This window comes from Streptomyces sp. NPDC127098 (genome assembly GCF_042722465.1).
In the GTDB taxonomy this organism is placed as follows: domain Bacteria; phylum Actinomycetota; class Actinomycetes; order Streptomycetales; family Streptomycetaceae; genus Streptomyces; species Streptomyces millisiae.
Genome location: NZ_JBHXFJ010000021.1, coordinates 31,221 through 56,287 on the forward strand (window position 1 = coordinate 31,221; position 25,067 = coordinate 56,287).

The 25,067-nt window shown below is 73.0% G+C and carries 29 protein-coding genes and 1 pseudogene; 16 read left to right on the forward strand and 14 right to left on the reverse strand.

The window, feature by feature from the left end:
• Positions 1 to 8 precede the first annotated feature (8 nt).
• Positions 9 to 656, reverse strand: a complete 648-nt coding sequence (gene def, locus ACFWI8_RS15825; protein WP_387090950.1) for a peptide deformylase — start codon at positions 654 to 656, stop codon at positions 9 to 11.
• Positions 657 to 734: 78 nt separating this feature from the next.
• Between def and ACFWI8_RS15830 the strand changes: the two genes are divergently transcribed.
• On the forward strand, positions 735 to 1,265 hold the full coding sequence (locus ACFWI8_RS15830) for a winged helix-turn-helix domain-containing protein (protein WP_387090953.1): 531 nt from the start codon (positions 735 to 737) through the stop codon (positions 1,263 to 1,265).
• 13 nt (positions 1,266 to 1,278) lie between these two features.
• Positions 1,279 to 1,503: a DUF6011 domain-containing protein gene (locus ACFWI8_RS15835; protein WP_387090955.1), complete on the forward strand. Its 225-nt coding sequence runs from the start codon at positions 1,279 to 1,281 to the stop codon at positions 1,501 to 1,503.
• A gap of 36 nt (positions 1,504 to 1,539) precedes the next feature.
• Here ACFWI8_RS15835 and ACFWI8_RS15840 read toward each other — a convergent pair whose 3' ends face one another.
• Entirely contained in the window at positions 1,540 to 1,920 is a 381-nt protein-coding gene (locus tag ACFWI8_RS15840) for a winged helix-turn-helix transcriptional regulator (RefSeq protein WP_387090958.1), read from the reverse strand.
• Positions 1,921 to 2,021: 101 nt separating this feature from the next.
• Here ACFWI8_RS15840 and ACFWI8_RS15845 point away from each other — a divergent pair, with 101 nt between their 5' ends.
• Positions 2,022 to 2,429, forward strand: coding sequence for a RidA family protein (locus ACFWI8_RS15845; protein WP_387090961.1), 408 nt, complete (start codon positions 2,022 to 2,024; stop codon positions 2,427 to 2,429).
• A 3-nt stretch (positions 2,430 to 2,432) separates the two neighbouring features.
• Here ACFWI8_RS15845 and ACFWI8_RS15850 read toward each other — a convergent pair whose 3' ends face one another.
• Genes ACFWI8_RS15850 through ACFWI8_RS15865 form a run of 4 tightly spaced genes read right to left on the reverse strand, consistent with a single transcriptional unit; the run spans position 2,433 to position 4,884 of the window.
• The gene (locus ACFWI8_RS15850; protein WP_387090964.1) at positions 2,433 to 2,873 is read right to left on the reverse strand and encodes a nuclear transport factor 2 family protein; all 441 of its coding nucleotides are present in this window, start codon (positions 2,871 to 2,873) and stop codon (positions 2,433 to 2,435) included.
• Between the two features lie 10 nt (positions 2,874 to 2,883).
• The gene (locus ACFWI8_RS15855) at positions 2,884 to 3,561 is read right to left on the reverse strand and encodes a hypothetical protein (RefSeq protein WP_387090967.1); all 678 of its coding nucleotides are present in this window, start codon (positions 3,559 to 3,561) and stop codon (positions 2,884 to 2,886) included.
• Positions 3,562 to 3,577: 16 nt separating this feature from the next.
• Positions 3,578 to 4,435, reverse strand: a complete 858-nt coding sequence (locus ACFWI8_RS15860) for a hypothetical protein (protein WP_387090970.1) — start codon at positions 4,433 to 4,435, stop codon at positions 3,578 to 3,580.
• 35 nt (positions 4,436 to 4,470) lie between these two features.
• Positions 4,471 to 4,884: an ATP-binding protein gene (locus tag ACFWI8_RS15865; RefSeq protein ID WP_387090973.1), complete on the reverse strand. Its 414-nt coding sequence runs from the start codon at positions 4,882 to 4,884 to the stop codon at positions 4,471 to 4,473.
• Positions 4,885 to 5,069: 185 nt separating this feature from the next.
• Here ACFWI8_RS15865 and ACFWI8_RS15870 point away from each other — a divergent pair, with 185 nt between their 5' ends.
• The 3 genes from ACFWI8_RS15870 (at position 5,070) to ACFWI8_RS15880 (ending at position 6,615) form a co-directional block, all read left to right on the forward strand.
• On the forward strand, positions 5,070 to 5,921 hold the full coding sequence (locus ACFWI8_RS15870) for a helix-turn-helix domain-containing protein (RefSeq protein ID WP_387090976.1): 852 nt from the start codon (positions 5,070 to 5,072) through the stop codon (positions 5,919 to 5,921).
• Between the two features lie 10 nt (positions 5,922 to 5,931).
• Entirely contained in the window at positions 5,932 to 6,123 is a 192-nt protein-coding gene (locus ACFWI8_RS15875; protein WP_387090979.1) for a DUF397 domain-containing protein, read from the forward strand.
• A gap of 246 nt (positions 6,124 to 6,369) precedes the next feature.
• The gene (locus ACFWI8_RS15880; RefSeq protein WP_311601997.1) at positions 6,370 to 6,615 is read left to right on the forward strand and encodes a hypothetical protein; all 246 of its coding nucleotides are present in this window, start codon (positions 6,370 to 6,372) and stop codon (positions 6,613 to 6,615) included.
• Here the strand turns inward: ACFWI8_RS15880 and ACFWI8_RS15885 are convergent.
• Positions 6,612 to 7,115 carry a hypothetical protein gene (locus ACFWI8_RS15885; RefSeq protein ID WP_387090982.1) on the reverse strand — a complete coding sequence of 168 codons (504 nt, stop codon included), beginning with the start codon at positions 7,113 to 7,115 and terminating at the stop codon, positions 6,612 to 6,614. The two genes, ACFWI8_RS15880 and ACFWI8_RS15885, sit on opposite strands and share 4 nt — an antisense overlap.
• Before the next feature lie 124 nt (positions 7,116 to 7,239).
• The gene (locus ACFWI8_RS15890) at positions 7,240 to 7,668 is read right to left on the reverse strand and encodes a pyridoxamine 5'-phosphate oxidase family protein (protein WP_387090985.1); all 429 of its coding nucleotides are present in this window, start codon (positions 7,666 to 7,668) and stop codon (positions 7,240 to 7,242) included.
• A gap of 137 nt (positions 7,669 to 7,805) precedes the next feature.
• On the opposite strand from ACFWI8_RS15890, the gene ACFWI8_RS15895 reads away from it, so the two are divergent.
• The 3 genes from ACFWI8_RS15895 to ACFWI8_RS15905 all read left to right on the forward strand — a co-directional run bounded on the left by ACFWI8_RS15895 (position 7,806) and on the right by ACFWI8_RS15905 (position 13,360).
• Positions 7,806 to 8,273 (forward strand): hypothetical protein, encoded by a 468-nt coding sequence (locus ACFWI8_RS15895; protein ID WP_387091161.1) that lies wholly within the window; start codon positions 7,806 to 7,808, stop codon positions 8,271 to 8,273.
• A 367-nt stretch (positions 8,274 to 8,640) separates the two neighbouring features.
• Complete coding sequence (locus ACFWI8_RS15900; RefSeq protein WP_387090988.1) at positions 8,641 to 13,056, forward strand: DUF6531 domain-containing protein; 4,416 nt, start codon at positions 8,641 to 8,643, stop codon at positions 13,054 to 13,056.
• Positions 13,057 to 13,102: 46 nt separating this feature from the next.
• Positions 13,103 to 13,360, forward strand: coding sequence for a DNA-binding protein (locus ACFWI8_RS15905; protein WP_387090991.1), 258 nt, complete (start codon positions 13,103 to 13,105; stop codon positions 13,358 to 13,360).
• A gap of 413 nt (positions 13,361 to 13,773) precedes the next feature.
• Here the strand turns inward: ACFWI8_RS15905 and ACFWI8_RS15910 are convergent, their stop codons facing one another.
• Positions 13,774 to 14,388 (reverse strand): TetR/AcrR family transcriptional regulator, encoded by a 615-nt coding sequence (locus tag ACFWI8_RS15910; protein ID WP_387090993.1) that lies wholly within the window; start codon positions 14,386 to 14,388, stop codon positions 13,774 to 13,776.
• Positions 14,389 to 14,499: 111 nt separating this feature from the next.
• Between ACFWI8_RS15910 and ACFWI8_RS15915 the strand changes: the two genes are divergently transcribed.
• Complete coding sequence (locus ACFWI8_RS15915; RefSeq protein ID WP_387090996.1) at positions 14,500 to 15,144, forward strand: FMN-dependent NADH-azoreductase; 645 nt, start codon at positions 14,500 to 14,502, stop codon at positions 15,142 to 15,144.
• Positions 15,145 to 15,162: 18 nt separating this feature from the next.
• On the opposite strand, the gene ACFWI8_RS15920 is transcribed toward ACFWI8_RS15915, so the two are convergent.
• On the reverse strand, positions 15,163 to 16,602 hold the full coding sequence (locus ACFWI8_RS15920; RefSeq protein WP_387090999.1) for a PLP-dependent aminotransferase family protein: 1,440 nt from the start codon (positions 16,600 to 16,602) through the stop codon (positions 15,163 to 15,165).
• Positions 16,603 to 16,701: 99 nt separating this feature from the next.
• Between ACFWI8_RS15920 and ACFWI8_RS15925 the strand changes: the two genes are divergently transcribed.
• Entirely contained in the window at positions 16,702 to 17,049 is a 348-nt protein-coding gene (locus ACFWI8_RS15925) for a cupin domain-containing protein (protein ID WP_387091002.1), read from the forward strand.
• Between the two features lie 82 nt (positions 17,050 to 17,131).
• Entirely contained in the window at positions 17,132 to 17,473 is a 342-nt protein-coding gene (locus tag ACFWI8_RS15930; protein ID WP_387091004.1) for a carboxymuconolactone decarboxylase family protein, read from the forward strand.
• 33 nt (positions 17,474 to 17,506) lie between these two features.
• Here the strand turns inward: ACFWI8_RS15930 and ACFWI8_RS15935 are convergent, their stop codons facing one another.
• From ACFWI8_RS15935 to aztA, 4 genes and pseudogenes are all read right to left on the reverse strand, one after another.
• The gene (locus ACFWI8_RS15935) at positions 17,507 to 17,917 is read right to left on the reverse strand and encodes a hypothetical protein (protein ID WP_387091007.1); all 411 of its coding nucleotides are present in this window, start codon (positions 17,915 to 17,917) and stop codon (positions 17,507 to 17,509) included.
• Positions 17,918 to 18,041: 124 nt separating this feature from the next.
• Positions 18,042 to 18,698, reverse strand: coding sequence for a GNAT family N-acetyltransferase (locus ACFWI8_RS15940; protein WP_387091010.1), 657 nt, complete (start codon positions 18,696 to 18,698; stop codon positions 18,042 to 18,044).
• Positions 18,699 to 18,963: 265 nt separating this feature from the next.
• Positions 18,964 to 19,707, reverse strand: a pseudogene (locus ACFWI8_RS15945) (glycosyl hydrolase family 5); the annotation flags it as partial.
• A 212-nt stretch (positions 19,708 to 19,919) separates the two neighbouring features.
• Positions 19,920 to 20,636: a zinc ABC transporter ATP-binding protein AztA gene (aztA, locus tag ACFWI8_RS15950; RefSeq protein ID WP_387091013.1), complete on the reverse strand. Its 717-nt coding sequence runs from the start codon at positions 20,634 to 20,636 to the stop codon at positions 19,920 to 19,922.
• Between the two features lie 61 nt (positions 20,637 to 20,697).
• On the opposite strand from aztA, the gene aztB reads away from it, so the two are divergent.
• From aztB to aztD, 4 genes are read left to right on the forward strand one after another with little or no spacing between them, the layout of a single operon-like run.
• Positions 20,698 to 21,576 carry a zinc ABC transporter permease AztB gene (gene aztB / locus ACFWI8_RS15955; RefSeq protein WP_387091016.1) on the forward strand — a complete coding sequence of 293 codons (879 nt, stop codon included), beginning with the start codon at positions 20,698 to 20,700 and terminating at the stop codon, positions 21,574 to 21,576.
• Positions 21,573 to 22,790 (forward strand): hypothetical protein, encoded by a 1,218-nt coding sequence (locus ACFWI8_RS15960; RefSeq protein ID WP_387091018.1) that lies wholly within the window; start codon positions 21,573 to 21,575, stop codon positions 22,788 to 22,790. The genes aztB and ACFWI8_RS15960 overlap by 4 nt, the downstream gene beginning before the upstream one ends.
• On the forward strand, positions 22,787 to 23,710 hold the full coding sequence (gene aztC, locus ACFWI8_RS15965) for a zinc ABC transporter substrate-binding protein AztC (RefSeq protein WP_387091021.1): 924 nt from the start codon (positions 22,787 to 22,789) through the stop codon (positions 23,708 to 23,710). The genes ACFWI8_RS15960 and aztC overlap by 4 nt, the downstream gene beginning before the upstream one ends.
• 46 nt (positions 23,711 to 23,756) lie before the next feature.
• Positions 23,757 to 24,965: a zinc metallochaperone AztD gene (gene aztD, locus ACFWI8_RS15970; RefSeq protein ID WP_387091025.1), complete on the forward strand. Its 1,209-nt coding sequence runs from the start codon at positions 23,757 to 23,759 to the stop codon at positions 24,963 to 24,965.
• The last annotated feature ends 102 nt before the right edge of the window (positions 24,966 to 25,067 follow it).

Sequence of the window (25,067 nt, forward strand, 5' to 3'; positions counted from 1 at the left end):
CGGCTGGCTCACCCCCTCTCCTGCTCCTTCTTTCCACGCTGTTCGGCCCGGGCCGCGCGGCGGGCGATGACCTGGTCCCGCAGGGACCCCATCTCCCGCAGCGCGGCCTTCCGCTCGCGGGCGGCGAGCCGGTCCACGTAGAGCCGCCCGTTCAGGTGGTCGGTCTCGTGCTGGAGGCAGCGCGCGAAGTAGCCGCGACCCTCGATCACCAACGGCCGGCCCGCGAGGTCGACGCCGCGCACGACGGCGTGGTCGGGGCGGGCCAGCGGCACATAGGGCCCGGGCACCGAGAGGCACCCCTCGGGCTCCTCCAGCAGCGTTCGCCGCTCGGCCGGGACCTCGTCGAGCACCGGATTGGCGAGGTGCCCGACGTGCCGCACCCCCCACTCGTCCGTCATGTCCCAGACGAAGAGCCGCAGGTCGACACCCACCTGGTTGGCGGCGAGCCCGGCGCCCTCGGCGACGTCGAGGGTGGCGAACATGTCGTCCACCAGCGTGACCAGCTCGGGTGAGCCGAACTCCGTGACCTCGCGGCAGGGCCGGTGCAGCACCTCCTCGCCGATCACCGTGATCCGGCGCAGCGACCCGCGCGCCGCCTCGGGCGGGGGCGTGGGGTACGCGTCGACGGGCTGCCCCTGGACCAGCACGGCGGCCATGGCGCCAACTCCTTCCTGGGCTCCGGGACTTGACCCGGGACTTGACCCTGCGCTTTGCAAAGTACCAGACTTTGCAAAGTGACCGAAGAAGACGAGTTCCCCGCGGGCCCGGCCGAGGGCTCCCTCGCGGCGCACCCCGTGCGGCGGGCACTGCTCGACCTGCTGGCCGAGCTCGGCACCGTCACCTCGACCGAGGCGGCGCGCCGGCTGGGCCACAGCTCAGGCCTCTGCTCCTTCCACCTGCGGCAGCTCGCCAGGCACGGCCTGATCGAGGAGGCCCCGCACCCGGGCGGCGGCCGGGTCCGCCCGTGGCGGCTGCGCGCTCCGGCGGAGCCGGCCGACGAGGACTTCGCCGTGCTGGCCAGGGGCCTGGAGGACGAGAGCTACCAGCGCTGGCTCGCCCATCGGGAGGCGGCGCCCGAGGAGTGGCGGCGGGACGAGGCGTTCTCCGCCGTGGTCCACCTCACTCCGGACGAGCTCGCCCGGCTCGGCGAGCAGATCCGCGCCCTCCTCGCGCCCTACGCCGACCGGCGCGGCCGGCCGGCGGCGGCCGCGCCGGTCGCCGCGATCGCCCGCCTCTTCCCGCTGGTCGCCCCGCGGGACGAGTGATAGACCGGTGCCCATGGAAGCGGTGGACCTGGAACTGCCCGGCGCGGACGAACCGTCGGCCATGGCCGGCGAGGGCGGCCGGCCCCGCGTCACCTGCCGGCTCTGCGGCCGGCCGCTGCACGACCGAGAGGCGCGGCTGTGGGGGCTCGGCCCGGACTGCCGCGCCAAGCTCGCCCTCCGCCAGGCGCCGCGCCCGCCGGAGCGCCCCGTCGAGCAGGACCCGCTGCCCGGGGTGTGAGCCGGTCCGGTTCTCCTCCGCCGTCCGACGCCCTCGTCAGCTGCCGAAGCGGCGGCGGGCCTCGTCGATGTGGCCGAGGTAGCGGTGGGTCCAGTCGCACATCGCGTCGACCGTCTTCCGCAGCCCCTGGCCCGCCTCCGTCAGCCGGTAGTCGACCCGCGGCGGCACGGTGGGATGCACGGTCCGCTCCACCAGCCCGTTGCGCTCCAGCATGCGGAGGTTCTGGGTGAGCATCTTGTGGCTGACGCCCTCGACCTCGTTCCGCAGCTCGCTGAAGCGCAGCGTCCGCTGGCCGAGGGCCTCGATGATCAGCAGCGCCCACTTGTTGGCGACGTCCGAGAAGATCTCGCGCGCCAGCGAGTCGGCGCGCCGCAGGTCGGCGTCGTCGGCCGAGCCCGTGTACTGCTTGGTCACCATGCGGTTCCCCAGTCACCGAAAAGTGCGTTCTTCCATGTCAGCCGCCACTCTCCTACGGTTTCCCAGTAACCACAAGAGAGCGAAGGAAACAGGAGCGCACCATGGCCATCACGCTGGTGAACCCGAAGGGACTGCCGGAGATCGACGTCTACCGGCAGGTGTCGATCGCGAGCGGATCGAGGCTGGTCTTCATCGCCGGGCAGGTGTCCTGGGACGCCGACGCGACGACGATCGGCGAGGGCGACCTCGCCGCCCAGGTCGAGCGGTGCTACCTCAACGTGGCCACCGTTCTGGCCGCGGTCGGGGCCTCCTTCGACGACGTGGCGAAGCTGACCGTGTACGTCGTCGACTGGACCCCCGACAAGATGCCGCTCTTCCTGGAGGGCCGGGCCCGGGCGGTCGCGAAGCTGGGCGTGGACCCGGTGCCGCCCGCCTCCCTCTTCGGCATCGCGGCGCTGGACGTGCCCGAGCACCTGGTGGAGATCGAGGCCACGGCGGTCCTCGCCTGACGGCTACGCCTGGAAGGCCCGGGCGACGGCCAGGCTGTCCTCGTAGACGTGGTAGCGGGTGACCAGGCCGTCCTCGACGGTGAGGTGGAGGGCGAACCGGGAGCGGTAGGGGCGGCCCGTGGGCTTGGCCGTCAGCCGGATCTCGCCGGTGACGACGGCGTCCGCGCCGTCCACCAGGATCCGCTCGATCACCGTGCCGGCCTCGCCCGGCACATGGTGCTCGCCGAGCTGACGGAAGTGGTCGGCGACGTCGTCCTGGGTGGAGCGGTCGCGGATCCACGGGGTGGCGGCCCGGCCGTGCTCGTCCGCCGGCCAGTCGACCCGCCAGTCGACCGGCTCCGCGAACAGCTCGGCGATCCGCGCCGGGTCGCCCTCCCCCATCCGCCCCAACAGTTCCTGAACGGCCTGCCGGGTGGCCTCACTCGTACCCACGTTCGCACTCATGGCGGTCAGGCTACGCGGGGCGCCTGGTCTGCCCCAGCAGATAACCGGTGAACACCGCGGCGGCGGGCGCCAGGGCCACGAAGAGCCAGGTCAGCCCGTGCGCGTCGGTGGTCCAGCCGTCCCAGCAGTCGCCGAAGTCCTCGAAGAAGAACTCGAAGGCGCTCTTGGCCCCGTCCGTGCTCTCGGAGGCGAGGACGGCGGTGGCGAAGGTCTCCCCCACCAACACGGCGCCCAGCGCGGCCACCCCGGCGAGCCAGTAGAACCCCTGTTGGCCCGGCGCGAACCTGCCGGCCGGCAGCCCGATCACGCCGCCGAGCAGCGCGGCGAGCCAGGTGAGTTGGGCGACGTCGGGGTCGGTGCCGTCGCGCATCGCCTCCTCGATCAGCGCGTCGAAGTCGACGACGGCGCCGGTGATGAAGCCGTAGACGAGGATCAGCGCCAGGGTGGCGCCGAGCGTCAGGAAGACCGCGAGCCCCGGGTTGCCGTTGCGCGGCGCGGGCACCGGCCACCCGCCGGGCATGCCGGGCGCCGGGGCCGGCTGCGGGTACCCGTAGCCGGGCTGGGGCGGTTGCGGGTAGCCGTAACCCGGCTGCGGCTGCGGCGGTTGCATCGGCTGCATCGCCGGCTGGGTCGGCTGGTACGGGTTGGGCCGCGGTTGCGGCTGCGGTTGCTGGTATGGATTGCTCACTGCGTCTCCCCCGAACTCAGCGGTAGATCACGGCGCACAACAGCACCGAGTCGTTGTCGAGCGTCCACCACCAGAAGTCGTCACCGGACGCCGAACGGCACTCCTCGCCATCGGTGTTGGCCGGCGCGGAGTAGACGGCGGTGACGTTGTAGAGCTGGCTGTAGGGCGGCGCGATGCTTCCCTCGCAGTCCACCCAGCTCAGGAGGTTGGCGCTGCCGTCCGCCATGCCGAGGAAGCACTGGCCGACGTCGAACTGCCGGGTGACGCACAGATAGACGCTCTGCGCGTCGGCGCTGTAGGACGTGTAGCTGAAGTAGGACTGACCGGCCCCCGCCGGGCAGTCGCTGGCGAACTCGGTGGTCTGCGAGACCCAGAGCGCGGCGGCCTCGTCGTCGCAGCTCACCACCTCGGGGACGTCGGAGGTCCACGTGGTCTCGTCGGTCATCCAGTTGGCGAGGCAGTCGCCCTGGCTCACCGCCAGGAAGGCGTCGAGCGTGGGGTCGCTCGGCTGCTCGGGCGTGGGCTCCGTGGTGTCCAGACCGCCGCTGCCGCTGTCGAGGCCGCCGCCGCTCGTGTCGTCCCCGAGGCCGGTGTCGTCCGGCATCTCGAAGTCCTCCAGGTCCTCAAGCCCGTCCGTGCCGCCCGCGCCGTCGAACGTCGGCAGGTCCGAAGGCCCCGCGGCGCTCGCCCCACCGCCACGGGCGTCCGCGCCGGTCGCCGCGGCCAGCCCGAACGAGGCGAGCACGGTCAGCACGATGACGCCGGCCCATATCCCGAACCGCTTACCGCTGTTGTCGGCGGTGTTGCCCGGCCCACCACCAGGACCGGGCGCCGGGGGGTAACCCGCGCCCGGCCAACCCTGCATGCCACTCATGTCGTTCCCCCGTGTGTCCTGAACAGGACAGCAGGCTAGCAACCGCCGCCGGACCGGAGTTCGAACCAGACGGACTTCGCCTCCGGCCGCGGAGCGCCGTGGTACGTCACGCCCCACGCGGCGGCGAGCATGTCGAGAAGGGCCAGGCCACGGCCGCATTCGGCGTCGGGCTCAAGACCGTTGACAGCCGGCCAACGGCGCGGCGCGGCGTCCCTCACGGCCACCCGAACCCGCGCGGAACCGATGTCGGTACGGATCGAGAGCCGCGCGACGGCGGTGTGTTGGTACACGTTCGTTACCGCCTCACTGACAAGTAGTCGCGCCGTCTCCACGAGCTCTCCGTGCCCGGCGAGGGTGAGCAGTCCGGCGACGTGGTTCCGCGCGAGCCGCGGGGTGTCCACGACGTTCGGCGCGGTGAGGTGGTAGGAGCGGGCGACGGCGGTCGACATGGTTGCGGTTCCCTCCCAACGCGGTTGGGTGCGGAGCGGGTTCGTCTACTTACCCAACGTGAGACTGCCGTGACTATACGGCACCAGGGAAGACAATTTCTACGCTGTCTGTCATAGCTTTGCCGACCCCTCCGACTCGTGGAAGAGTACGGAGAGCACGTGACCGAACACAGGAAGGGGAACGGATGCCGCCCAGGTCAGCACCTACCGCCCGACAGCGCCGCCTTGGCGCTGAGCTGCGCAAAATGCGGGAGCGAGCCGGCCTCAACGGCGGTGATGCGGCAGCCCTCCTGAACATGGACCGCGCCCGGATCAGCAACACGGAGTCAGGTCGCTTCGGTGTGAGCGCGGAGCGCGTGCGCACCTTCGCGCGCGCCTACGCCTGTCCCGACAAGACGTACGTGGACGCGCTGGCGATGATGGCCGACGAGCGCGTCAAGGGCTGGTGGGAGGAGTACCGCGGGACGCTCCCGCCCAGTTGGCTGGACCTCGCGGAGCTGGAGCATCACGCGAGGGCGCTCCGTTCCATGCAGGTCACCCACATCCCCGGGTTGCTACAGACCGAGGAATACGCCAGGACGGTGTTCGCGACGGCCGTTCCGACCCTGACCCCCGTCGAACTTCGCCGCAGACTTTCACATCGGATGAGACGCCGAGACCTTCTGGACAGGGCAGACGCACCCCACTGCACTTTCATCATCCACGAAGCAGCTCTGCGGATTCAGAACGGCGGCCGCAAGGTTATCCGGAGTCAGCTGGAGTACCTGCTCGAGGCCGCAGACCGAGACAACGCCACCGTGCGCGTTGTTCCGTTCACCGCAGGCGCCTTCCCGGGCTCGGGCACCACCATGCTCTACGCCGACGGAGCGGTGCCCGCGCTGGACACGGTCCAACTGGACTCCGGCCACGCGTCCGTCCTGCTCGACGCCGAGACGCATCTGAAGAACTACCGAGCCATCATTGAGCGCGTGCAAGAATTGGCCGTCAGCCCCGAGAAGACGCTCGATCTCATTCTGGATATCGTGCGCAACCTCTAGGAAGGCGGAAATGCCGGACACCCATTGGCAGAAGTCGTCGTATTCGTCAGAAGCCGGGAACTGCCTGGAGTTGGCCCGCTCCGGCGGCCTCCTGGAAGTGCGAGAGAGTGATGCGCCGGATGTGATAGCAGCGACCGACCCGCCACGTCTCCACGCGCTTCTTCACAGCATCAAGACCAACCGGTTCGCACGCCTGAGCTGACCTGCGGTGCAAACCGCCCCAGGATCTCCCCAACTCCATCGCGACACACAGTTGTGACGCTCCTCTCCGCAGCAATACGGTTGCCGTCTGCCATCGCGCCGAGGTGGAGGGGAGCGCATCCATGAACGACACGCCAACACCCCCTGAGCCGGATGAAAGCACCGCCGATCGGCTGCGTGAACGGCTTCGTGAGGTCAACGCCCGGAGTGAGGCGAACCGTTTGAGCAGGAACGGCGGGGACCCCAAGTGACCCGCTCCGTCTACCGGTTCGAGGAGTGGATCGTCGCCCTCGACGACGAGCCCGACGCCGAGCCGACCGTCTTCGGCGCCCAGTGCGCCGTCTGCCTCAACGCCTCCGACGTCCTCGCCGACGAGGAACAGGTCGCGCACTGGGTGCGTGACCACGCTGGGCGGCACCCGTCCCACCACTCCTACCGGGAGCTGATCCAGCGGCCGTTGCGGGCGTGGATGCCCAACGCGGTGAATCCCTAGGCGCTTTCGGCCCACTTACGGAGCAGCGCTTCGCGCTCCTCGCGGGGCGGGGTGTCGTCCGCCGCGTGGTCACGGCGCCACGCCAGCAGGTCACCCACCTTCGCGCCGCCGTCGACGAGCCGGCCGAGGAGCGTGCGGGAGAGTTCGTACTCATCGGGGGTGTAGATCCCGCCGGTGACGGCAGAGACGACACTCACCTCGACGGTGCCGTCGGCGGTCTCCACGTCCACCGTGTAGGCGGGCGGGAGTTCACCGTCGCCGGTCACCGCCGTGTACAGCGTGTCGAAGGCCATGGACACCAGGCGGCGGGCGGCGGACCGCACGGGCACGTCACGGACCTCGATCCGCCGCACCTCGCCCCAACTCCACGCCGCGCCGCGGTCGTCGCCCAGGACTTCGACACCGTCCTCCGTCAGCCGTACCCCGGATGCCGTGCCGACGGGCGCGGCGCCCAGGCACACGGAGTCCTCGGTGATCCAGAACAGGCCGACCACGGCCATGAGTGCCTCCAGCGACGGTGCCCGGTGGACGAACGACAGTACGCACGCCCGCGTGTCGGCAGGTGAGACGGCACGGGCGGCCGCGTGGTTGCCCCCGCACCCCGGGAGCGGCAATCTGCGGTGGTCAGTTGGTGTAGCGGCTCACGCTCTCCGGGTGGATGACGAGACGCACCCAGTCGCCGGCCAGCATCTCGGTGAGTTCGGCGGCGCGGGCCGGGTCGTCGAGGTCCCAGTAGCGGGCGGCCAGGCGGGTGCACAGCTCGTGCGCCCCGTCGGGTTCCACCGTCGTGCGGCCGGCGATCGAGATCCAGCGCTCGCGTTCGCCGACCGGGGCGGCGACGACGAGCGAGGCGCGGGGGTCGTGGCGCAGGCGCCGGATCTTGGGCGAGTCCGGGGCCGTGAACAGCTGGATCGTGCCCTCGGCAGTGGCCTCGAACCACACTGGCCGGGGCTGTGGCGGGGTCGGCCCCCCGGCCACGGAGAGGAACCCGTGCAGGGGGCGGCGCAGGAAATCGAGGTCCTGGGAGGTCAGCGAACCGGCGTCGGTGCTCATCAGGTCCTTCCGTCAGGTGAGGGGAATCGTTCCGAGAAGTCCGATTGAACACGGCCGGCTCGGACGAGCCCATAGGCGAGAAGCCGGATCGCCTGCGTGTTCGTCCGGGCGGGCCTCGCCGACCGTAGGGTTGTGGCGTGTTCGACTCGTCCGACTTCGACCTGCGGCCGTACGCCGGTTTCGACATGGCGGGGGTCGTGCGGCGCACCTACTGCAGTTGGAGCGACGCGGGCTGGCGGTCGGTGCTCGTGCAGTGTTTCGCGCACGCGCCCGAGGCCGAGGCGTTGCCGCTGCCCGGGGTGGCCGATCTGCATCCCGTGCTCTGCACGGGCGGGGAGGCGGTGATGCGGACGACGCACGGCGGCGGCAGGGCGGCCAAACGGCGTTGGGTGCCGGGGCGGTTGGAGCTCAGGGTGCCGGGCCGGTCGAGCGTGCGGAGCTACCGCGCGGCGTCGGCGCTGCGCACCGTCCAGGTGCACGTGCCGCGGGCCGTGGTCGAGCGGACGGCGGCCGAACTGGGCGGTCCGGGACCGGACTTCGAGGCGATGGCGGCGGGCCTCGGCCGCGGCGCCCCGTCCCGCACGCCGGCGATCCCTGTGCCGTAGATCTGCTCGCGGCCCTCGTTGACCAGCGTGCGGTCCCGGAGGAACGCCAGGTCACGGGGGCTGGCCGAGCCCGCCGCGACCGCCAGCCGGTGATCGGCCGTGGCCATCTCCGTGAGTTCCGCCGCCAGCTCCGCGATGTCCCGCGCCGCGCTCGACTCCTCCGCAGCAAGTGCGTCGGGTTCGACGTTCGCAACCCTGAACAGGCATGGAAGGGCAAAAGATCAACTGGCGAACGGTGACAGGGCGCTCCGGGCACTCGCCTCATGGACCTACCCCGGAGACCGACGATCCGCGCAGCGCGTTGCCGGCCCACCCGGCCCCTCTGTAGCGTTCAAGCGCACTGTGGAACGGGGAACTTGGGGGAAACATGGCGCGACCGTCCGACTGGTCACCGGTGGACATGGAGTCGGATCCGACGCCTGGCGACCCGGACGAGGTGCGGACCCTCGCCGACTCGCTGCAAACCTTCGCGGACGACGTCGGCGAGGCGCTCGGCCGCATCAGGGGGATGGCGGAGGACCGGGCGGTGATGGACTGGGCCGGTCTGTCGGCCGAGGCGTTCCGCAGCGAGTTCGACGGCGTGCCGGGCAATCTCCAGAAGCTCCAGACGTCGTACGACATGGCGGCCCAGGCCCTCCAGACGTACTGGCCGAAGCTGGAGACCGCGCAGGGCATGGCCGACCGGGCCCTGGATCGGGCGATCAGCGCCCAGGCCGACCTCTCCACCGCTCAGGCGGCGTTGTCCGACGCGCAGGACTGGGTGTCCAGGGCCGGGGACGAGGCCGATCGGATCGAGCGTGAGGGCGAGCGGGAGGGCGTCGAGCCGCCGTCGGAAGCGGAGGTGCGGGCCGCGACCCGGGACGCGAACGCCGCCCGGAGCGCGGCCAGTTCCGCCCAGTCGCGGGTCGACAGCGCCGAGGAGGCGCTGTCGGCGGCACGTCAACTCGCCCTGGATGCGAAGGAGATGCGCGAGGAGGCGGCCCGGGCCTGCGCCGACGAGATCGACGAGGCGTCCGACGCCGGCATCCAGAACCGTTCCTGGTGGGAGGACGCGATCCACTGGGTGTCGGAGAACTGGGACACCATCGTCGAGATCTGCAAGGTCGTCGTCGCCGTCCTCGGCATCGTCGCCATGATCATCGGCGGGCCGATCGCCTTGGTGGTGCTGGCCGCCGCGCTCGTCGTCCTCGCCGACACCCTCTACGACTACGCCAACGGCCGCGCCTCCCTGTGGGACGTCGCCTTCGCGGCGCTTGACTGCATCCCCGGCATGAAGGGCCTCACCACCCTCGGCGGCCTCGCCCGCGGCGCACGCTCCCTCGCCTCCACCGGACTGCGCGGTCTGCGCCAGGGCGCGCTCCGTCTGGGCCGCCGTACCCGGGGCGAGGGCATCCCGATGAACGGCCGCACCGCCTGCGGCGACCCCGTGGACGTCGCCACCGGCGAGCTGCTGATGTCCGCCGTCGACATCGAACTCCCCGGCGTGCTGCCGCTGGTCGTCGAGCGTCACCACATCTCCTCCTACCGGGACGGCGGTTGGTTCGGCACGTCGTGGGCCTCCACCCTCGATCAACGCATCGTCCTCGACGAGTACGGCGCCCGGCTGCTGACCGCCGACGGCATGACGCTGCTCTACCCCAGGCCCATCCCGGGCCAGCCCGTCCTCCCCGTCGAGGGTCCTCGATGGCCCCTGGAATGGGACGGCCACCCGCAGGCGCCCCTGAGCGTCCGCCAGGGGGAGACGGGGCAGGTTCTCCACTTCGCTCCCACTCCGGGCCGTCCCGGCGGCGAGCTGCCCCTCATCGCGATCACCGACCGCAACGACAACCGCGTCCAACTCGCCTACGACGCCCAGGGCGCCCCCACCGACCTCCACCACTCCGGCGGCTACCACGTCGGAATCACCACCGAGAACGGCCGGATCACGGCACTGCGGCTGCTCAACGACCCCGACCAGCCCACCCTCCTGTCGTACGGCTACGACGCCTCCGGCCTCCTCGCCGAGATCACCAACTCCTCCGGTCAACCCGTCAGGTTCTTCTACGACGACCAGTTCCGGATGTCTCGCTGGGAGGACCGAAACGGCTACTGGTACTCCTACGAGTACGACCCGGCGGGTCGCTGTGTCTTCACCACCGGCACCGACCGCGCCCTGGAGTACGGGTACGCCTACGACCTCGAGAACCATCGCACGGTCGTCACCGACTCCCTTGGTCACGAGACGCTCTACCAGTTCAACGACAGCTTCCAACTCGTTTCCAGGACCGACCCGCTGGGCCACACCACCGGCCAGGTGTGGGACCGCTACGACCGCTCCCTGACCGTCACCGACGCACTCGGGCGCACCACCCGCCACGTGTGGGACGAAGCCGGTGATCTCGGCCTGATCGTGCGTCCCGACGGCGGTGAGATCCGCGCCGAGTACAACGAGCTGCACCTGCCGACCGAGGTGGTCGGGCCCGATGGCTCGGTGTGGCGCCAGGCCTATGACGCGGCCGGCAACCGGACGGTGCTGCTCGACCCGGCCGGTCAGCGCACCCGCTACGGCTACGACGAACACGGCGCGGTCGTCGCGCTGACCGACGCGTTGGGCCGACGCACCGAGTTCCGCCGCAACGCGGCCGGCCTGCCGACCGCCGTGGTCGATCCGCTGGGCCAGGTCACCAGCTACGAGTACGACCCGATGGGCCGCGTGACGGCCGTCACGGACCCGTTGGGCGGCACGGTACGGATGGAGTGGACACCGGAGGGTCACCCGGCACGCAGCGTCGACGCGCTCGGGAACACCCGGAGTTGGGTCTGGGACGGTGAGGGCAACTGCCTCGCCCACACCGACGAGAACGGGAACACCACCCGCTTCGAGTACGGCCCCTTCGACCTGCCGAGCGCCCAGACGGATCCGGACGGCTCGCGTTTCGAGCTCCACCGCGACACGGAACTCCGCTTGGTCACGGTGGTCAACGCGCTGGACAGAAGCTGGGACTACACCTACGACGCGGCCGGTCGGCTGGTCGGCGAGTCCGACTTCGACGGGCGCGTCGTCCACTACACGCTGGACGCCGCCGGACAGTTGGTCGGCCGCACCAACAGCCTGGGGCAGCAGGTCGGTTACGTGCGCGACCCGATGGGGCGCATCGTGACCAAGACACTCGACGGGGCCGTCACCAGCTACACCCACGACCCCGAGGGTCGGCTGACGCACGCGGCCGGCCCCGGCAGCCGGCTCGAACGGCAGTGGGACGTCCTGGGCCGTCTGGTGTCGGAGACCGTCGACGACCGCACCGTGACCCAGACCTTCGATCCCCTCGGGCGGGTGCTGACCCGCACCACCCCGTCAGGTCAGTCGAGCCGGTGGAGCTATGACGCCGCCGGCCGTCCCGAGTCGCTGAGCAGCGGTGACCGGTTGCTGACCTTCCAACACGACGCCGTGGGGCGTGAGATCACGCGGCACGTCTCCGACTGCGTGACGATGAGCCGTTCCTGGGACCTGGCCGGCCGGCTGACCGAACAGCGAACCGTCGGCCCGGACGCCACCGGCCCCCACCGCACGACCTACCGGTACCGGCCCGACGCCTACCTGGTGGGCGTCCGCCGGGAGACACGGGACGAGGCCGCCGGGGTCTCCTACGCGCTGGACCCGCTGGGCCGCGTCACCGGCGTCGACGGCCCGGCCTGGTCCGAGCGGTACGCCTACGACGCGGCCGGCAACCAGGTCGCGGGGACCTGGCCCGAGGAGGCCCCCTCCGACTCCCTCGGCGAGCGCGCCTACGACGGCTCCCGCGTCGCCCGGGCCGGACACACCCGCTACGAGTACGACGCCGCCGGCCGCGTGGTGCTGCGCCAACGCACCAGGCTGTCACGCAGGCCCGACACCTGGCGTTACGAGTGGGACGCCGAGGACCACCTGGTGGCGGTCACCACACCCGACGGTGCCCGCTGGGAGTACGCCTACGATCCGTTGGGTCGCCGGATCGAGAAGGCGCGGCGCCGCGAGGACGGGACGGTCCCTCAGCGGGTCGTCTTCTCCTGGCTCGAGGAGAGCCTCGTCGAACAGACGACCGCCGAGACGACGATGACGTGGGACTACCTGGGGCTCCACCCGATCACCCAGACCGAGTCCCTCACCGACCACGAGGTCGATCGTCGTTTCTACGCCATCGTCACCGACCTCGTGGGCGGGCCGGTGGAGTTGGTCGGAGAGGGCGGTGTCACGGCGTGGCGGGCCAGGCGCACCGTCTGGGGTGTCGACGTGCCGGGCGGCGGGGGCGAGCGGCCGGCCACGCCGCTGCGTTTCCCCGGCCAGTACGCGGACGACGAGACCGGTTGGCACTACAGCCTGTTCCGGCACTACGACCCGCGCACCGCCCGGTTCACCTCCCCCGACCCCCTCGGCCTCGGTCCGGCGGCGAACCACTACACCTACCCGCACAACCCCCACACGTGGAGCGACCCCCTGGGCCTTGCTCCGCACGGACTCGACCCGTCCCTGATGGGGGAGTTCAACAAGCAGTCGAAGAAGTACGGGAAGGGCGGGTACCGGGAACTGGAGAACGGCCGCATCCGCTTCTACGGGCGGATCGCCGAGGCCCGCAACCCGGGTGAGATGGTGGGCCGCCGGATGGTCAGGGAGTGGGACCCGGCCACCGGAGCCAAACGGATCTGGCACGAGACCCTGGACCAACAGGGCAACGTGCGGATCGTCCGGCCGGATGTCAATGTCACGGGCGGGGAGAAGGTGCACTACACCTTCGACGTCGACGGGAACTTCACCGGCAGGTTCTGAACACCGCGCGAGGGAACGGCCCGGGCTCGGGCGCTACCATCGACGGGTGACGGACCTGCGCGCCGAGATCGAACACCGACTGCGTCGACTGCTCGCCGACCCCGAGTCGGCGGGCGACACGGCCGACTGGGCGATGGCGACCATGGAGGGCGACGCCCCCGAGTTGGAGGACGAGACGGTCTGGAACGCACTGGACCGCCTGGGCGGCGCCGATCTCAAGACCGGAACCGGGACGTTCCTCCACGGTGAGGCGGACTTCAGGGCCTGGCTCACCGAGTTCCGGGACGGCGTCGCCCCTCGATAGCCGGCCGCCCGGCGTCCCGCGCCACTTCGTCGGCGCCGGGTCGCGGCGTCACACCGCCAGCGCGGTCGAGCTCGGCTGCCGGCGGTCGGGCGACAGGTGGCTGATCGCGCACGAGCACGTCTCGCTGCCGATCGCCCCGGGGACCCTGACGGCCTGGTTCCCGCCGGAGACGTCAGGCCGCCACGCTCCCTCGGCGTCAGGCGATCGCGTGCCCGGCCGCTAGGGCCTGTCTGACAATCCCCGGCGGGCTCGCGACGGCTGGCATCCCGCCTGGCTGCGTTGCCGAATCGCGCGAGTACGGCCAAGTACGAGCTGCGATCCGGCGCCTTGCCAGCTTGTGGGGGCACCTCCCGGACGAAGTCTGGGGGAGCCATCCGCCGCTCGCTGATCCACCGGGAATTATCAGACAGACCCTAGGGCGAGACGACGCGTTCGATCAGCGCCTGCCAGCTGTCGACGAGGGAGCGGCCGACCCCCGGTCCCGGGGGCGCGCTCAGCTCCGGCAGGTTCAGGTACAGCAGCGGCGGGCCCTCCAGGGCGGCGGTGAGCTGGAGCGCGAGGCCGTCCAGGCTGGGCGACTCGACGCGGGCCTCGCCGAGCAGCACGCGGAAGTGCAGTCGGGTCATGCTGATCGCGTCCTCCGGGGCGCCCCCGTTCCGCTCCATGGCGGCCCGCGCGATGGCGAGGTGGTCCAGGAGGAAGGGCACGCGGGCGCGGCCGTAGGCGATCAGCCGCTGCGCCGGGTCGGCGCCGGGTCCGAGTGGCGGGGGGCCGGAGAGTACCTGTTCCTGGAAGCGCCGCTCGTCGTCGTCGAGCAGCGCCCGGAAGATGCCGGCCCGGGTGCCGAAGCGGCGGAAGACGGTGCCCTTGCCGAGGCCGGCGCGCTCGGCCAGGCCGTCCATCGTCACCTTCTCCACGCCGTGCTCCGCGATCATCGCGCGGGCCGTGCTCAGCAGGTGCTCACGGTTGCGCGCGGCGTCGGCGCGTTCGCCGCGCGGCTTTCCCAGGGGCACGAGTGACCGGTCCACGAGGCTCAACCTACCCCCGGGAATGAAAGCGGGGTAAAGTCCGCTTATGCCGAACGTGCGGCCGTCCCGCGCCGCCACGGCCCCTTTCACCCTGCGAGGAGACACCCGACCATGAACCTGTTCCGCCTCGACGCCAGCATCCTGCCCGGCACCTCCGCCAGCGCCGAGATCGCCGATGTAGCCGAGGCCGAGTGGCTCGCGGCGCACCCGGACGCCACGGTGACCCGCCGCCACCTCGGCGTCGACTCGCTGCCCGCCGACGCCTGGGCGGCCGCCACCGTCGGGGCCTTCGCCGCCGAGGCGGAGCGCACCCAGGAGCAGCGCGACGCCCTCGCCCTGGGCGGGACCCTGGCCCAGGAGCTCCAGGACGCGGACGCCGCGATCCTGGCCGTGCCGCTCTACAACTACGGCGTCTCGCAGCACTTCAAGACCTGGGTGGACCTCGTCATCGCGGGTGCCGGCGCCACCACCCCGGTGCTGAAGGGCACCCCCACCGTGCTGGTCACCACCCTCGGCGGCGGCTACGGCCCCGGGACGCCGCGCGCGGGCTGGGACCACTCCACCCCGTACCTGGAGCGCGTACTCGCCGACATCTGGGAGGCCGAGCTCACCGTCATCAAGCGGGAGCTCACCCTCGCCGCCGTCACCCCCGCCATGGCGGACCTGCGGGACCTCGCCGAGGAGGAGCGCTCCCGGGCGCTCGCCGCCGCCCGCGACGCCGGCCGGGCACTCGCCGGGAGCCTCACCGGAAACTGACGGGGCCACCGGGCCGCGTCACACGGCCAGCGCCCGCGGGGAGGGGGCGTCGTCCCGGTCGCCGCCATAGACCCGCCAGGCCGTGGCCAGCCGGCGGACCGCCTCGGTCAGGGTCTCCGGCGGGGCGAAGGAGTGCAGGCGCAGCTGCCGCCGGCTGCCGCCGGAGGCGTCGAGGCCGGCGCCGGGGACCACGGCCACGCCGTGCCGCAGCGCCAGCTGGGCGAAGGAGTCGCCGTCGCCGTGCGGCAGCCGCACCCACAGCGTCTGGCCGCCGGTGGCGGGCGGAACCTCCCACCCGGGCAGCAGCCGCGCCAGCTCCGCCCGCAGGTGGTCGTGCCGGTCGCGGCGCTCGGCGGCCAGCCGGGCGCAGTGCTCCTCGAGGTCCGGCAGCAGTTCGGCGGCGGCGAGCTGCGCGGGCACGTTGCCGCCCAGGTCGTGGACAGCACGGAGCCGGGCCAGTCGGTCGACGACCGGCCGGGCGGCGCGGATCCAGCCGATGCGCAGCCCGCCCCACACGCTCTTGCTCAGCGAGCCGACGGTGACGATCCCGGTCTCGGCGTACACGGCCAGCGGGGGTGGCGTCTCCTGTCCCGGGAAGGTCAGGTGGGCGAGGACCTCGTCGTCGACGAGCGGCACGTCGGCGGCGGCCGCGGCCCGGGCCAGTCGACGGCGGACGAGCGGCGGCAGGACGGCCCCGGTCGGGTTGTGGTGGGTGGACACCAGGTAGGCGAGGTCGGGCCGGCGGGCCGGGGCGGCGACCGCCGACTCGAAGCCGTCGAGGCCGATCGGCAGCGCTCGGAGGTGCGCCGCCCGCTCACCGAACGCCTCCAGCGCGCCCGGGTAGGTGGGCGCCTCGACCAGCACCCGGCCGCCCGGCTCCACGAAGGCGCGGGCCAGCAGCGAGAGCGCCTGCTGGCCGCCGTTGGTGACCACGATCTGCTCGGGCTCGGTCGGCAGGCCGCGCCGCGCGTAGTACTCGGCGACGGCACGCCGCAGCCGCGGGTGGCCGGTCGGGCGGTAGCCGATGTCGTCGGTGACGGTGGCCAGGTGGGGCAGCGCCCGCTCGTAGGCGGCCAGCAGCACCGGCGGGGGCGCGACGGGCGCGGCGCAGGCCAGCTGGATCACGTCGTCGTCGGGTTCGAGCAGGTGGAGGAAGACGGGCGCGCCGGTGGTCTCGCGCGGCCCGGGCCCGGCCGGCCCCGCCACCCGGGTGCCGCTGCCCTGACGGCGGACGATGCGCCCCTCGACGCGCAGGTGCTCGTAGGCGGCGACGACGGTGCCGCGCCCGACCACGAGCGCGGCGGCCAGGGCGCGGTCGGGCGGCAGGGCGGCGCCCGGCGGCAGCTCGCCCTCGTCGACGAGGCGCCGCAGCCGCGCGGCGAGCAGCAGGTGGAGCGGACCGCGCCCCGAGGACCAGCGGCCCAGGCGGTCGGCCAGCTCGGCCGGGGTCAGGGGCATGGTCCGGATCCTCCGCGACGGTCGAATTGGCTCGGTTGGCGAACCAATTCTGTGGCATTGGCCCTGGGCGGCGCTCCAGACGAGGGTGAGGATCGGGTCATGACGACAGACATCACGACCGGCACCGCCGCGCGATCCGTGCCCGAGGCGATCGCCGCGCTCCCCGGCCCCTTCCAGCAGCACGAGCTGGCCCGGGTGAACGACACCACCGTGGTCCGGCTGGCCCGGGTCGAGGGCGCGTTCCCCTGGCACCACCACGACGAGGACGAGATGTTCCTGTGCTGGGACGGCAGCCTCCGCATCGAGCTGGAAGGCCAGGACCCGGTCCCACTGCGGGCCGGCGAGCTGTTCGTCGTGCGGCGCGGCGTGCGGCACCGGCCGGTGGCGGAGGAGTACGCCCACGTCCTGCTGGTCGAGCACCCGGACACCAAGCAGTACGGGAGCTGACCCCCGCGTCCCGGCGCCCCGCGGGCGGCTCCCACGCGCCATGGCTAGCCTGAAACGGACGTCACACCGTTGGGAGCGACGCATGCCGGAGGACCAGACCGCGGCACAGCGGATCATCGGCGATCTCGCGCCGAAGTTGGTGGAGCTGACGGACGACCTCGTGTTCGGCGACATCTGGGAGCGGCCCGAGCTGTCGCCGCGCGACCGGAGCCTGATCACGGTGACCACCCTGATCGCCCTCTACCGCACCGACCAGCTCGACTTCCACCTGCGCAAGGCGCTGGACAACGGGCTGACCAAGGAGGAGTTGGCCGAGGTCATCACCCACCTGGCGTTCTACGCGGGCTGGCCCAACAGCATGACCGCGATCGCCCACCTGCGGGGCATCGTGGAGCGCCCCGACGCCGAGGCCGGCGGCGCGTAGCCGCCGCTGTCCGCCGCCGCCGGCCGGCGGCGCTCAGCCGATGTGCAGGTCGCCGCCGGCCTGGTAGACCCGGGCGTTGCCGGAGGCGGTGGCGTGCTGGGTGATGGTCGGGGCGGCGGGCGGCCGCCCCTGCTCCTCGGTCAACTCCGCCAGCAGCGCCCGCAGTTCGTTCGCAAGCTCCGGGTGCGCGGCCAGCAGCCGTCGGACCCGGCCGCGCCACTGGGCCACCAGTTCGCGCTCGGTCTCGGTGTCCTCGGGCCCCGCCGTGGCCAACTCGTCGCGGGTGGTCGACAGTTCGTTCCCCACGGCGTCGGCCCCCGTGGGGCGCGCCCGGCGCCAGAGGGCGACGAGGCCGTCCCTGGCCCGCTCCCACGCGTCGGTGGCCGCCAACGTCACGATCGTCGTCCCCGCCGAGCCGGCCAACGCGGCGATCTCCGGATCCACAGGCCCTCCCCCTTCGTGTGCGTCCTCTCAACTCCCTGCCACCGAACGGGGCTCGGGACACCTCGCCGCGCGTGCGGCCGCGGCGCAGCCGAGGAGGCTGGCACGGCTCTCCCGGCGCCCGGGGTCAGAGCCCGAAGAGCGGTCGGCACGGTTCGAGCCCGGTGACGGTGACCGGCGGCCGCTCGGCGGCGCCGGCCGCCCACTCGTCACGGGTGAGGCGGTACCGGTGCTCGGTGACGGCGACGTCCCGGACCACATGGCGGGCGATGCCGTCCGGCCGGTAGCCGACCTTGCGGGAGACGGCCTGCGAGGTGGCGTTGTGGCTGAGCGCGCCGGAGACGACGTCGGTGGCGTCGAGGCCGGCGAAAGCCAGGTGGACGACGGCCTGCCGCATCTCGGTGCCGATGCCCTTGCCCTGGTGGGCCCGGCCCAGCCAGGAGCCGCTCTCGACCTGGCGGAGCGTGGCGTAGTTCTTCGCGGCGATGGCCTGGACGCCGACCGGCCGGCCCTCGTGGAGGACGGCGAGTTCCAGCGCCCAGTTCTCCGGGACCCACTGGCCCACCATCCGCCAGTGGTACTGGATGACGGAGCGACCGCGCTCGGGCGGCGGGAGGTCGGTCCAGGGGAAGAGGAACGGCATCTCCTCGGGCGGGTGGACGCCCTCGCAGGCGAGCTCGGCCAGCTGGACCAGCTCGTCCGTGGTGGGCAGTCGCAGTTCGAGCCGGGGCGTGGTGACCCGGAGGCCGGCGAGCGGCCAGTAGTCGGTGAGGGTGCTGTGCATGCCACCGCATTGTGGGGCGGCGGAGGCGGCGTCGGCATCCGAATTCCGCGCCACGCGGTCGGCGCTCCCCGCGCGCGTCGCGGTCCCGCGCGCGTCGCGGTCCCGCCCGCCCGGTGCGGGGGCTCGCCCGGGCGGCCCGGCCGGCGGCCCCGTGGGGACGCACGACCGGGCCCTTCCCCGCGGCCTACTGCGGGCTGGCGCCACCGACCACAGCGCCTCGCCGCGGCGCGGTGCGGCTCCGCGACGCCCGCCCGGTCAGGGGCTAGTTGACGGAGGCCGAGAACGAGTTCACGGCGAGACCCGCGCCGCCCTGCCAGGGTTCGAAGCCGGCCTGGATGCTGGTCAGGTACCAGGAGTTGGTGGCCATCCCGCGCGCGACGGCCACGTCGACGAAGTCCATGACGTCGAAGCTCCAGCTGCTGATCGCGGACGGGGCGACGAAGGAGATCACCCGGTTGGAGCCGTTGCTGCCGGTCCACACCTCCCAGCTCCGGCCGCCCACGGTGGCGGTGCCGCTCTGCGAGCCGATGGGCTGGATGGGGCCGACCCGGTTGAACCAGATCATGATCTCGGTCTGGTTGACGCCGTTGGTGCGGGGCGTCGGGTCGAGCCAGATGTCGTAGGAGGCGTTGTAGGTGGCGCCGCCGACGTAGCCGTACGAGATGCTGCTCGGCGCGCTGCCGATGGTGGAGAGCTGGCGCGGCAGGTTGGTGCCGGGCGAGCAGTTGGCGTAGTGGCAGCCGACGTAGATCGACGGGTAGGACTTCGGCGGCCCGTCCGTGGGCACGGAGCCGTCGGCCCGGGTGATCTGGAAGCCGGAGCCGGTGACGTTGACGCACTGGGTGGCGCCGGTGCCCCAGCGGTTGTTCTGGACGGTGTAGCGCCCCTGGATGGTGGTGGAGCCGTACTGGTCGCAGATCTGGACGTCGGCGTGCGCGGCGGGCGCCGTCGTCAGCAGGGCGGCGAGCGTGCCCATGGTGGCCAGCGTCCAGCGCAGACGGTTCCTCATGTCGTGCTGCTCCCTCGATCGAGTGGGGGTACGGGTTCGGGGAGCGCTCCCAAGGCGATGCCGCGCCGGACTCTAGGGGCAACTCGGGTCGCTGACAAGCGTGAGCGCTCCGCTGGAAGCGCCACGACGGGCCGTCTTTCGTCCACGGCGCCGTCAAGGACCCGCGCCCCTTCGGGGCAGCGTCGAACCGAAGCCGGCTTCGCCCGACCTGCTCAGCGCCGCAGGCCAACGGCGTGGGCCAGTGCCTCAGGGGTGAGGACGGCGGCGGGCGGGCCCTCGGCCAGCAGCCGGCCGTCGGCGAGCAGCAGGCAGTGGTCGGCGCGCAGCGCCTCGTCGAGGTCGTGGGTGGCCTGGACGACCGTGACGCCCCGCTCGGCGGCGTCGGCGAGGACGGCCGATATCCGACGGGTGGCGGCCAGATCGACGCCGGCGGCCGGCTCGTCGAGGAGCAGCAGCCGGGAGTCCTGGGCCAGGCCCTGGGCGACCAGGGCCCGTTGCCGCTGGCCGCCGGAGAGCTCGCCCAACTGCCGCCCGGCCAGGTCGAGCAGGTCGAGCCGGTCGAGGCAGTCGCGGACGACGGCGCGGTCCTGGCGGGTGAGGGGCCGCCAGGGGCCGCGGTGCGCCCAGCGCCCCATGGCGACGGCGTCGCGGACGGTGAGCGGCAACGCGTCGGCGGCGGCGCTGCGTTGCACCACGAGGGCCGGCCGGCGGCCGGCGTCCTCGTGACGGGTGACGGACCCGGTGGTGGGGCGCGGCACGCCGGCGACGACGCCGAGCAGCGTGGACTTGCCCGCGCCGTTGGGGCCGACGACGGCGGTGCGGCCGGCGCGCGGCACGCGGGCGGTGACGTCACGCAGCGCGGGCGGGCGGCGCGGGTAGCCGGCGGTGACGCCGCGCAGGGTGACCGCGTCGCGGCTCGTGGGTGGCATGACGGACCTCACTTCACGCTGTTTGACAATCATTTTCATTTTCATTGTATGGTCATACGCCATGGAGTGGTTGTCCGATCCGTTCCAGGTGTCCTTCGTGCAACGGGCGCTCTGGGGCGGGATCCTCGTCTCGCTGATCTGCGCGCTCGCCGGCACCTGGGTGGTGCTGCGCGGGATGGCGTTCCTCGGCGACGCGATGTCGCACGGGATGCTGCCCGGCGTGGCGTTGGCCTCGCTGCTCGGCGGCAGCCCGCTGCTGGGGGCCGCGCTCAGCGCGGGCGCGATGGCGTTCGGCGTGACGGCGCTCGGCCGATCGCGCCGGCTCTCGACGGACACGGCGATCGGGCTGCTGTTCGCCGGGATGCTGGCCGTCGGCGTGATCATCGTCTCGCGCTCCCAGTCGTTCGCGGTGGACCTGACCGGGCTGCTCTTCGGCGACGTGCTGGCGGTCAGGGACCGCGAACTCGGCTACCTGGCGGTCGCGTTGGCGGTCGCCTCGGTGATCGCGGCGGCCGGTCACCGGTCGTTCACCGCGCTCGCCTTCGACGAGCGCAAGGCGCGGACCCTCGGGCTGCGGCCCGGCGTCGCGCGGGCGGCGCTGCTCGGCCTGGTGACGCTGGCGATCACCGCCTCCTTCCACGTGGTCGGCACGCTGCTGGTGTTCGGGCTGCTGATCGCGCCGCCGGCCGCGGCCGCGCTGTGGGTGCGGCGGATCCCGCTGATCATGCTGGGCGCCGCGCTGCTGGGCAGCGCGGCCACCTTCCTCGGGCTGCTGATCTCGTGGCACGCCGGCACGGCAGCCGGCGCCACCGTCGCCGCGGTCGCGGTCGGCTGCTTCTTCCTCTCGGCGCTCGGCTCGGCCGTCGCCACCCGAACCACCAGGACCACCACCCGGACCATCCGGACGACACGCAGGGAACAGGCAGGGCTCACCACGTGATACGGAGACGACGGAGGCTGCCGCTGGCAGCGGTTCCGCTGCTGCTCGCGGCGTGCGGCGGCGGCGAGGGCGACGGTTCGCCGGCCGGAGCCGGGGCGTCCACCGACGAGGCGACGCCGCACGGCTATGTGGCGGGCGCCGAGGAGCTGGCGGAGCCGCAGCCCAGGCTGGTGCTGGCCGAGGCCGGCGGCGGCGAGGCGCGGGTGCTCGACCTGACCACCGAGGAGGTGACGCCGCTCGACGCCGCGGCCGACGGCCTGAACGGCCTCGCCGGCGACGGGCGTTACGGCTACCTGACCGCGGACGACGGCACCGTGACGGTGCTGGACGGCGGCGCGTGGACCGTGGACCACGGCGACCACGCGCACCACTACCGGACCCCGCCCACCGTGGTGGGCGCGGTGCCGGGCGGCGCGGGCCAACTCCTCGGCGCCCACGCCGATCTCGCCGTCACCGCGCTGACCTACGCGGACGGCACGGTGGTGCTGCTCGACCGGGAGGCGCTGGACGCGGGCGAGATCGCCGAGGCGGCCAGGGTCGACGCGGACGCACCGGCCGCCGCCGTCCCGTTCGAGGGCCGGGTGCTGGTGCCGGGTGCCGAGGAGGTCGCGGTGTACGACCGGGCGGGCGCCCGGGTCGGAGCGGTCGCGGAGCCCTGTCCCGAGCCGGCCGGCGCGGCCGCCACCGGCTACGGCGTGGTGTTCGGCTGCGCGGACGGCGCGCTGCTCGTCCGCGCCGAAGGGGACGCGGACGAGGCGGAGTTGACCGGCGAGCCGATCCCCTACCCGGAGGGCACGGAGGCGGACGAGCGGGCCCGGGCGTTCGGACAGCGGCCGGGCAGCGGCACGTTGGTCGCGCCGGCCGGCGAGCGCGGCGTGTGGACCCTCGAACTCGCGGACCGCGCCTGGACCTTGACGGAGACCGGTCCGGTGCTCGCGGCGGCGGCGCCGGGCGACGGGGCGACGCTGCTCGCGCTGACGCCGGACGGCGCGCTGCGCGCGTACGCCCTCGGGGACGGCGCGGAGACGGCGGCGACCGAGCCGTTGACCGATCCCGGCGCCGGCGCCGTCATCGAGGTGGACACCAGCCGCGCCTACGTCAACGACCCGACGGCCGGCGTCGTCCACGAGATCGACTACGCCGACGACCTCCGGGTCTCCCGCACCCTCGACCCGGGCGTGGCGCCCGAACTCCTCGTGGAGACGGGCCGATGAGGGCCCGGCCGGCCGTGGCCGCGGCGCTCGCACTGCTGCCGCTGGCCGGGTGCGCGCCGGGCGGCGGGGACGGCGGCTCGGGCGTGGTGGTCACCACCAACATCCTGGGCGACATCACCCGCCGGGTGGTCGGGGACGAGGCCGAGGTCACCGTGCTGATGGCGCCGGGCGCCGACCCGCACTCGTTCGGCGTCTCGGCCCGGCAGGCGGCCACGCTGGAGGACGCCGAACTGCTGGTGCACAACGGGCTCGGCCTGGAGGAGGGGGTGGCCCGCAACGTCGCGGCGGCCGACGAGGCGGGCGTGCCGACGCTGGCGGTGGCCGAGGAGGTCGACCCGCTGTCGTTCGGCGCGGACGCGGGTGCCGAGGAGGGCGAGCCCGATCCGCACTTCTGGACCGACCCGCTGCGGGTGCGGGCGGCGGCCGACGCCATCGCGGACCGGGTCGTCGCCGAGGTCGCCGGCGTGGACGAGGCGGCGGTGCGAGCCAACGCCGCCGCGTACGCCGCCGAGTTGGACGAGCTCGACGCCTGGATGACGGATCGGTTCGCGGCGATCCCGGACGGGCGGCGCCAACTGGTCACCAACCACCACGTCTTCGGCTACCTCGCCGACCGCTACGACTTCACGGTGATCGGGGCCGTGGTGCCCAGCGGCACGACGCTCGCCTCGCCCAGCGCCTCCGACCTGGAGTCGTTGGCGACGGCGGTCGAGGAGGCGGGGGTGCCGGCGGTCTTCGCGGACTCCTCGCAACCGGACCGGCTGGCCCGGGTGCTGGCCGAGGAGGCCGGCCTGCGGGTCGAGGTGGTCGAGCTGTTCTCCGAGTCCCTGACCGAGCCGGAAGGACCGGCCGGCACGTATCTCGCGCTGATGCGCGCCAACGCGGACGCCATCGCCGACGGCCTGTCCGGCGCGACGTAGCCCCCCAGGTTTCCCAACCCCCATCGACTGAGAAGGAGTTCGAACCATGGCCAGACATGCCTGGCACCGGCTGAGGAAGGCCGGCGTGGGGTTCACGGCCGCCGTGGCGGCGGCCTCGCTGACCGCCTGCGGCGGCTCGACCGACGAGACGCCGTCGTCGTCCGACGCGGCGGCCGAGGAGACGCCGACCGTGACCGTCGCCGACCCGCTGGTGGTCACCTACGACGGCGGTCTCCAGGTCATCGACGGCGAGACGTTCGAGGTCGCGGCGGACATCCCGCTCGACGGCTTCAACCGGATCAACCCGGCGGGCGACGACCGGCACGTGCTGGTGTCCACCCCGACCGGCTTCCGGGTCCTGGACGCGGCCGCCGGCGAGCTGACCGAACTGGAGTTCGCGGCCCCGCACCCCGGCCACGTGGTCCGGCACGCCGGCCGCACCGTGCTGTTCGCGGACGGCACGGGCGAGGTGACCAGCTTCGACCCGGGCGACCTGAACTCCGCCGAGCTGCCGGAGACCGAGACGTACCAGGCGGCCGACGCGCACCACGGCGTGGCGATCGAGCTGTCCAACGGCGAGTTGGTCGTGACGCTCGGCACCGAGGAGGAGCGCACCGGCATCCTCGTGCTCGACGAGAACGGGGCGGAGATCGCGCGCAGCGAGGAGTGCCCCGGCGTGCACGGCGAGTCCACGGCGCGGGGCGAGGCGGTGGTGGTCGGCTGCGAGGACGGCGCCGTCATCTACCGGGACGGCGAGATCACCAAGGTGGAGAGCCCGACCGAGTACGGCCGGATGGGCAACCAGGCCGGTTCCGACGCGTCGCCGATCGTCCTGGCGGACTACAAGCAGGACGCCGAGGCCGAGTTGGAGCGGCCGGAGGAGATCGCGTTGATCGACACCGAGACCGGCGACCTGCGACGGGTGGACCTCGGCACCAGCTACACCTTCCGCTCGCTGGCCCGCGGCCCCGAGGGCGAGGCGCTCGTCCTCGGCACCGACGGCGCGATCCACGTCATCGACCCGGAGTCGGCGGAGGTCACCCGCACCATCCCGGTGCTTGACGAGGAGTGGACCGAGCCGCTGGAGTGGCAGGCCCCCCGCCCGGCGATCTTCACCCGGGGCGCCACGGCCTACGTGACTGAGCCCGCCACCCGCGAACTCCACGCGGTCGACCTCGCCTCCGGCGAGATCACCGACTCGGTGACGCTGGAGGACGTCCCGAACGAGTTGAGCGGCGTCGCCCCGGGTCACTGAGCGGGTCGCTGAGGCATCGGAGGGGTGGGGGGGGGGGGGGGGCCCCCCCCCCCCCCCCCCCCCCGCCCCCCCCCCCCCCGCGGGGGCGCCCCCCCCGGCCCG

Bases quoted from the DNA above. Each gene is read 5' to 3' on its own strand.
- def (WP_387090950.1), bottom strand. From the start codon at position 656: ATGGCCGCCGTGCTGGTCCAGGGGCAGCCCGTCGACGCGTACCCCACG.
- ACFWI8_RS15835 (WP_387090955.1), top strand. From the start codon at position 1,279: ATGGAAGCGGTGGACCTGGAACTGCCCGGCGCGGACGAACCGTCGGCC.
- ACFWI8_RS15840 (WP_387090958.1), bottom strand. From the start codon at position 1,920: ATGGTGACCAAGCAGTACACGGGCTCGGCCGACGACGCCGACCTGCGG.
- ACFWI8_RS15845 (WP_387090961.1), top strand. From the start codon at position 2,022: ATGGCCATCACGCTGGTGAACCCGAAGGGACTGCCGGAGATCGACGTC.
- ACFWI8_RS15850 (WP_387090964.1), bottom strand. From the start codon at position 2,873: ATGAGTGCGAACGTGGGTACGAGTGAGGCCACCCGGCAGGCCGTTCAG.
- ACFWI8_RS15860 (WP_387090970.1), bottom strand. From the start codon at position 4,435: ATGAGTGGCATGCAGGGTTGGCCGGGCGCGGGTTACCCCCCGGCGCCC.
- ACFWI8_RS15865 (WP_387090973.1), bottom strand. From the start codon at position 4,884: ATGTCGACCGCCGTCGCCCGCTCCTACCACCTCACCGCGCCGAACGTC.
- ACFWI8_RS15870 (WP_387090976.1), top strand. From the start codon at position 5,070: ATGCCGCCCAGGTCAGCACCTACCGCCCGACAGCGCCGCCTTGGCGCT.
- ACFWI8_RS15875 (WP_387090979.1), top strand. From the start codon at position 5,932: ATGCCGGACACCCATTGGCAGAAGTCGTCGTATTCGTCAGAAGCCGGG.
- ACFWI8_RS15885 (WP_387090982.1), bottom strand. From the start codon at position 7,115: ATGGCCGTGGTCGGCCTGTTCTGGATCACCGAGGACTCCGTGTGCCTG.
- ACFWI8_RS15890 (WP_387090985.1), bottom strand. From the start codon at position 7,668: ATGAGCACCGACGCCGGTTCGCTGACCTCCCAGGACCTCGATTTCCTG.
- ACFWI8_RS15900 (WP_387090988.1), top strand. From the start codon at position 8,641: ATGGCGCGACCGTCCGACTGGTCACCGGTGGACATGGAGTCGGATCCG.
- ACFWI8_RS15915 (WP_387090996.1), top strand. From the start codon at position 14,500: ATGAACCTGTTCCGCCTCGACGCCAGCATCCTGCCCGGCACCTCCGCC.
- ACFWI8_RS15920 (WP_387090999.1), bottom strand. From the start codon at position 16,602: ATGCCCCTGACCCCGGCCGAGCTGGCCGACCGCCTGGGCCGCTGGTCC.
- ACFWI8_RS15925 (WP_387091002.1), top strand. From the start codon at position 16,702: ATGACGACAGACATCACGACCGGCACCGCCGCGCGATCCGTGCCCGAG.
- ACFWI8_RS15930 (WP_387091004.1), top strand. From the start codon at position 17,132: ATGCCGGAGGACCAGACCGCGGCACAGCGGATCATCGGCGATCTCGCG.
- ACFWI8_RS15940 (WP_387091010.1), bottom strand. From the start codon at position 18,698: ATGCACAGCACCCTCACCGACTACTGGCCGCTCGCCGGCCTCCGGGTC.
- aztA (WP_387091013.1), bottom strand. From the start codon at position 20,636: ATGCCACCCACGAGCCGCGACGCGGTCACCCTGCGCGGCGTCACCGCC.
- aztB (WP_387091016.1), top strand. From the start codon at position 20,698: ATGGAGTGGTTGTCCGATCCGTTCCAGGTGTCCTTCGTGCAACGGGCG.
- aztC (WP_387091021.1), top strand. From the start codon at position 22,787: ATGAGGGCCCGGCCGGCCGTGGCCGCGGCGCTCGCACTGCTGCCGCTG.
- aztD (WP_387091025.1), top strand. From the start codon at position 23,757: ATGGCCAGACATGCCTGGCACCGGCTGAGGAAGGCCGGCGTGGGGTTC.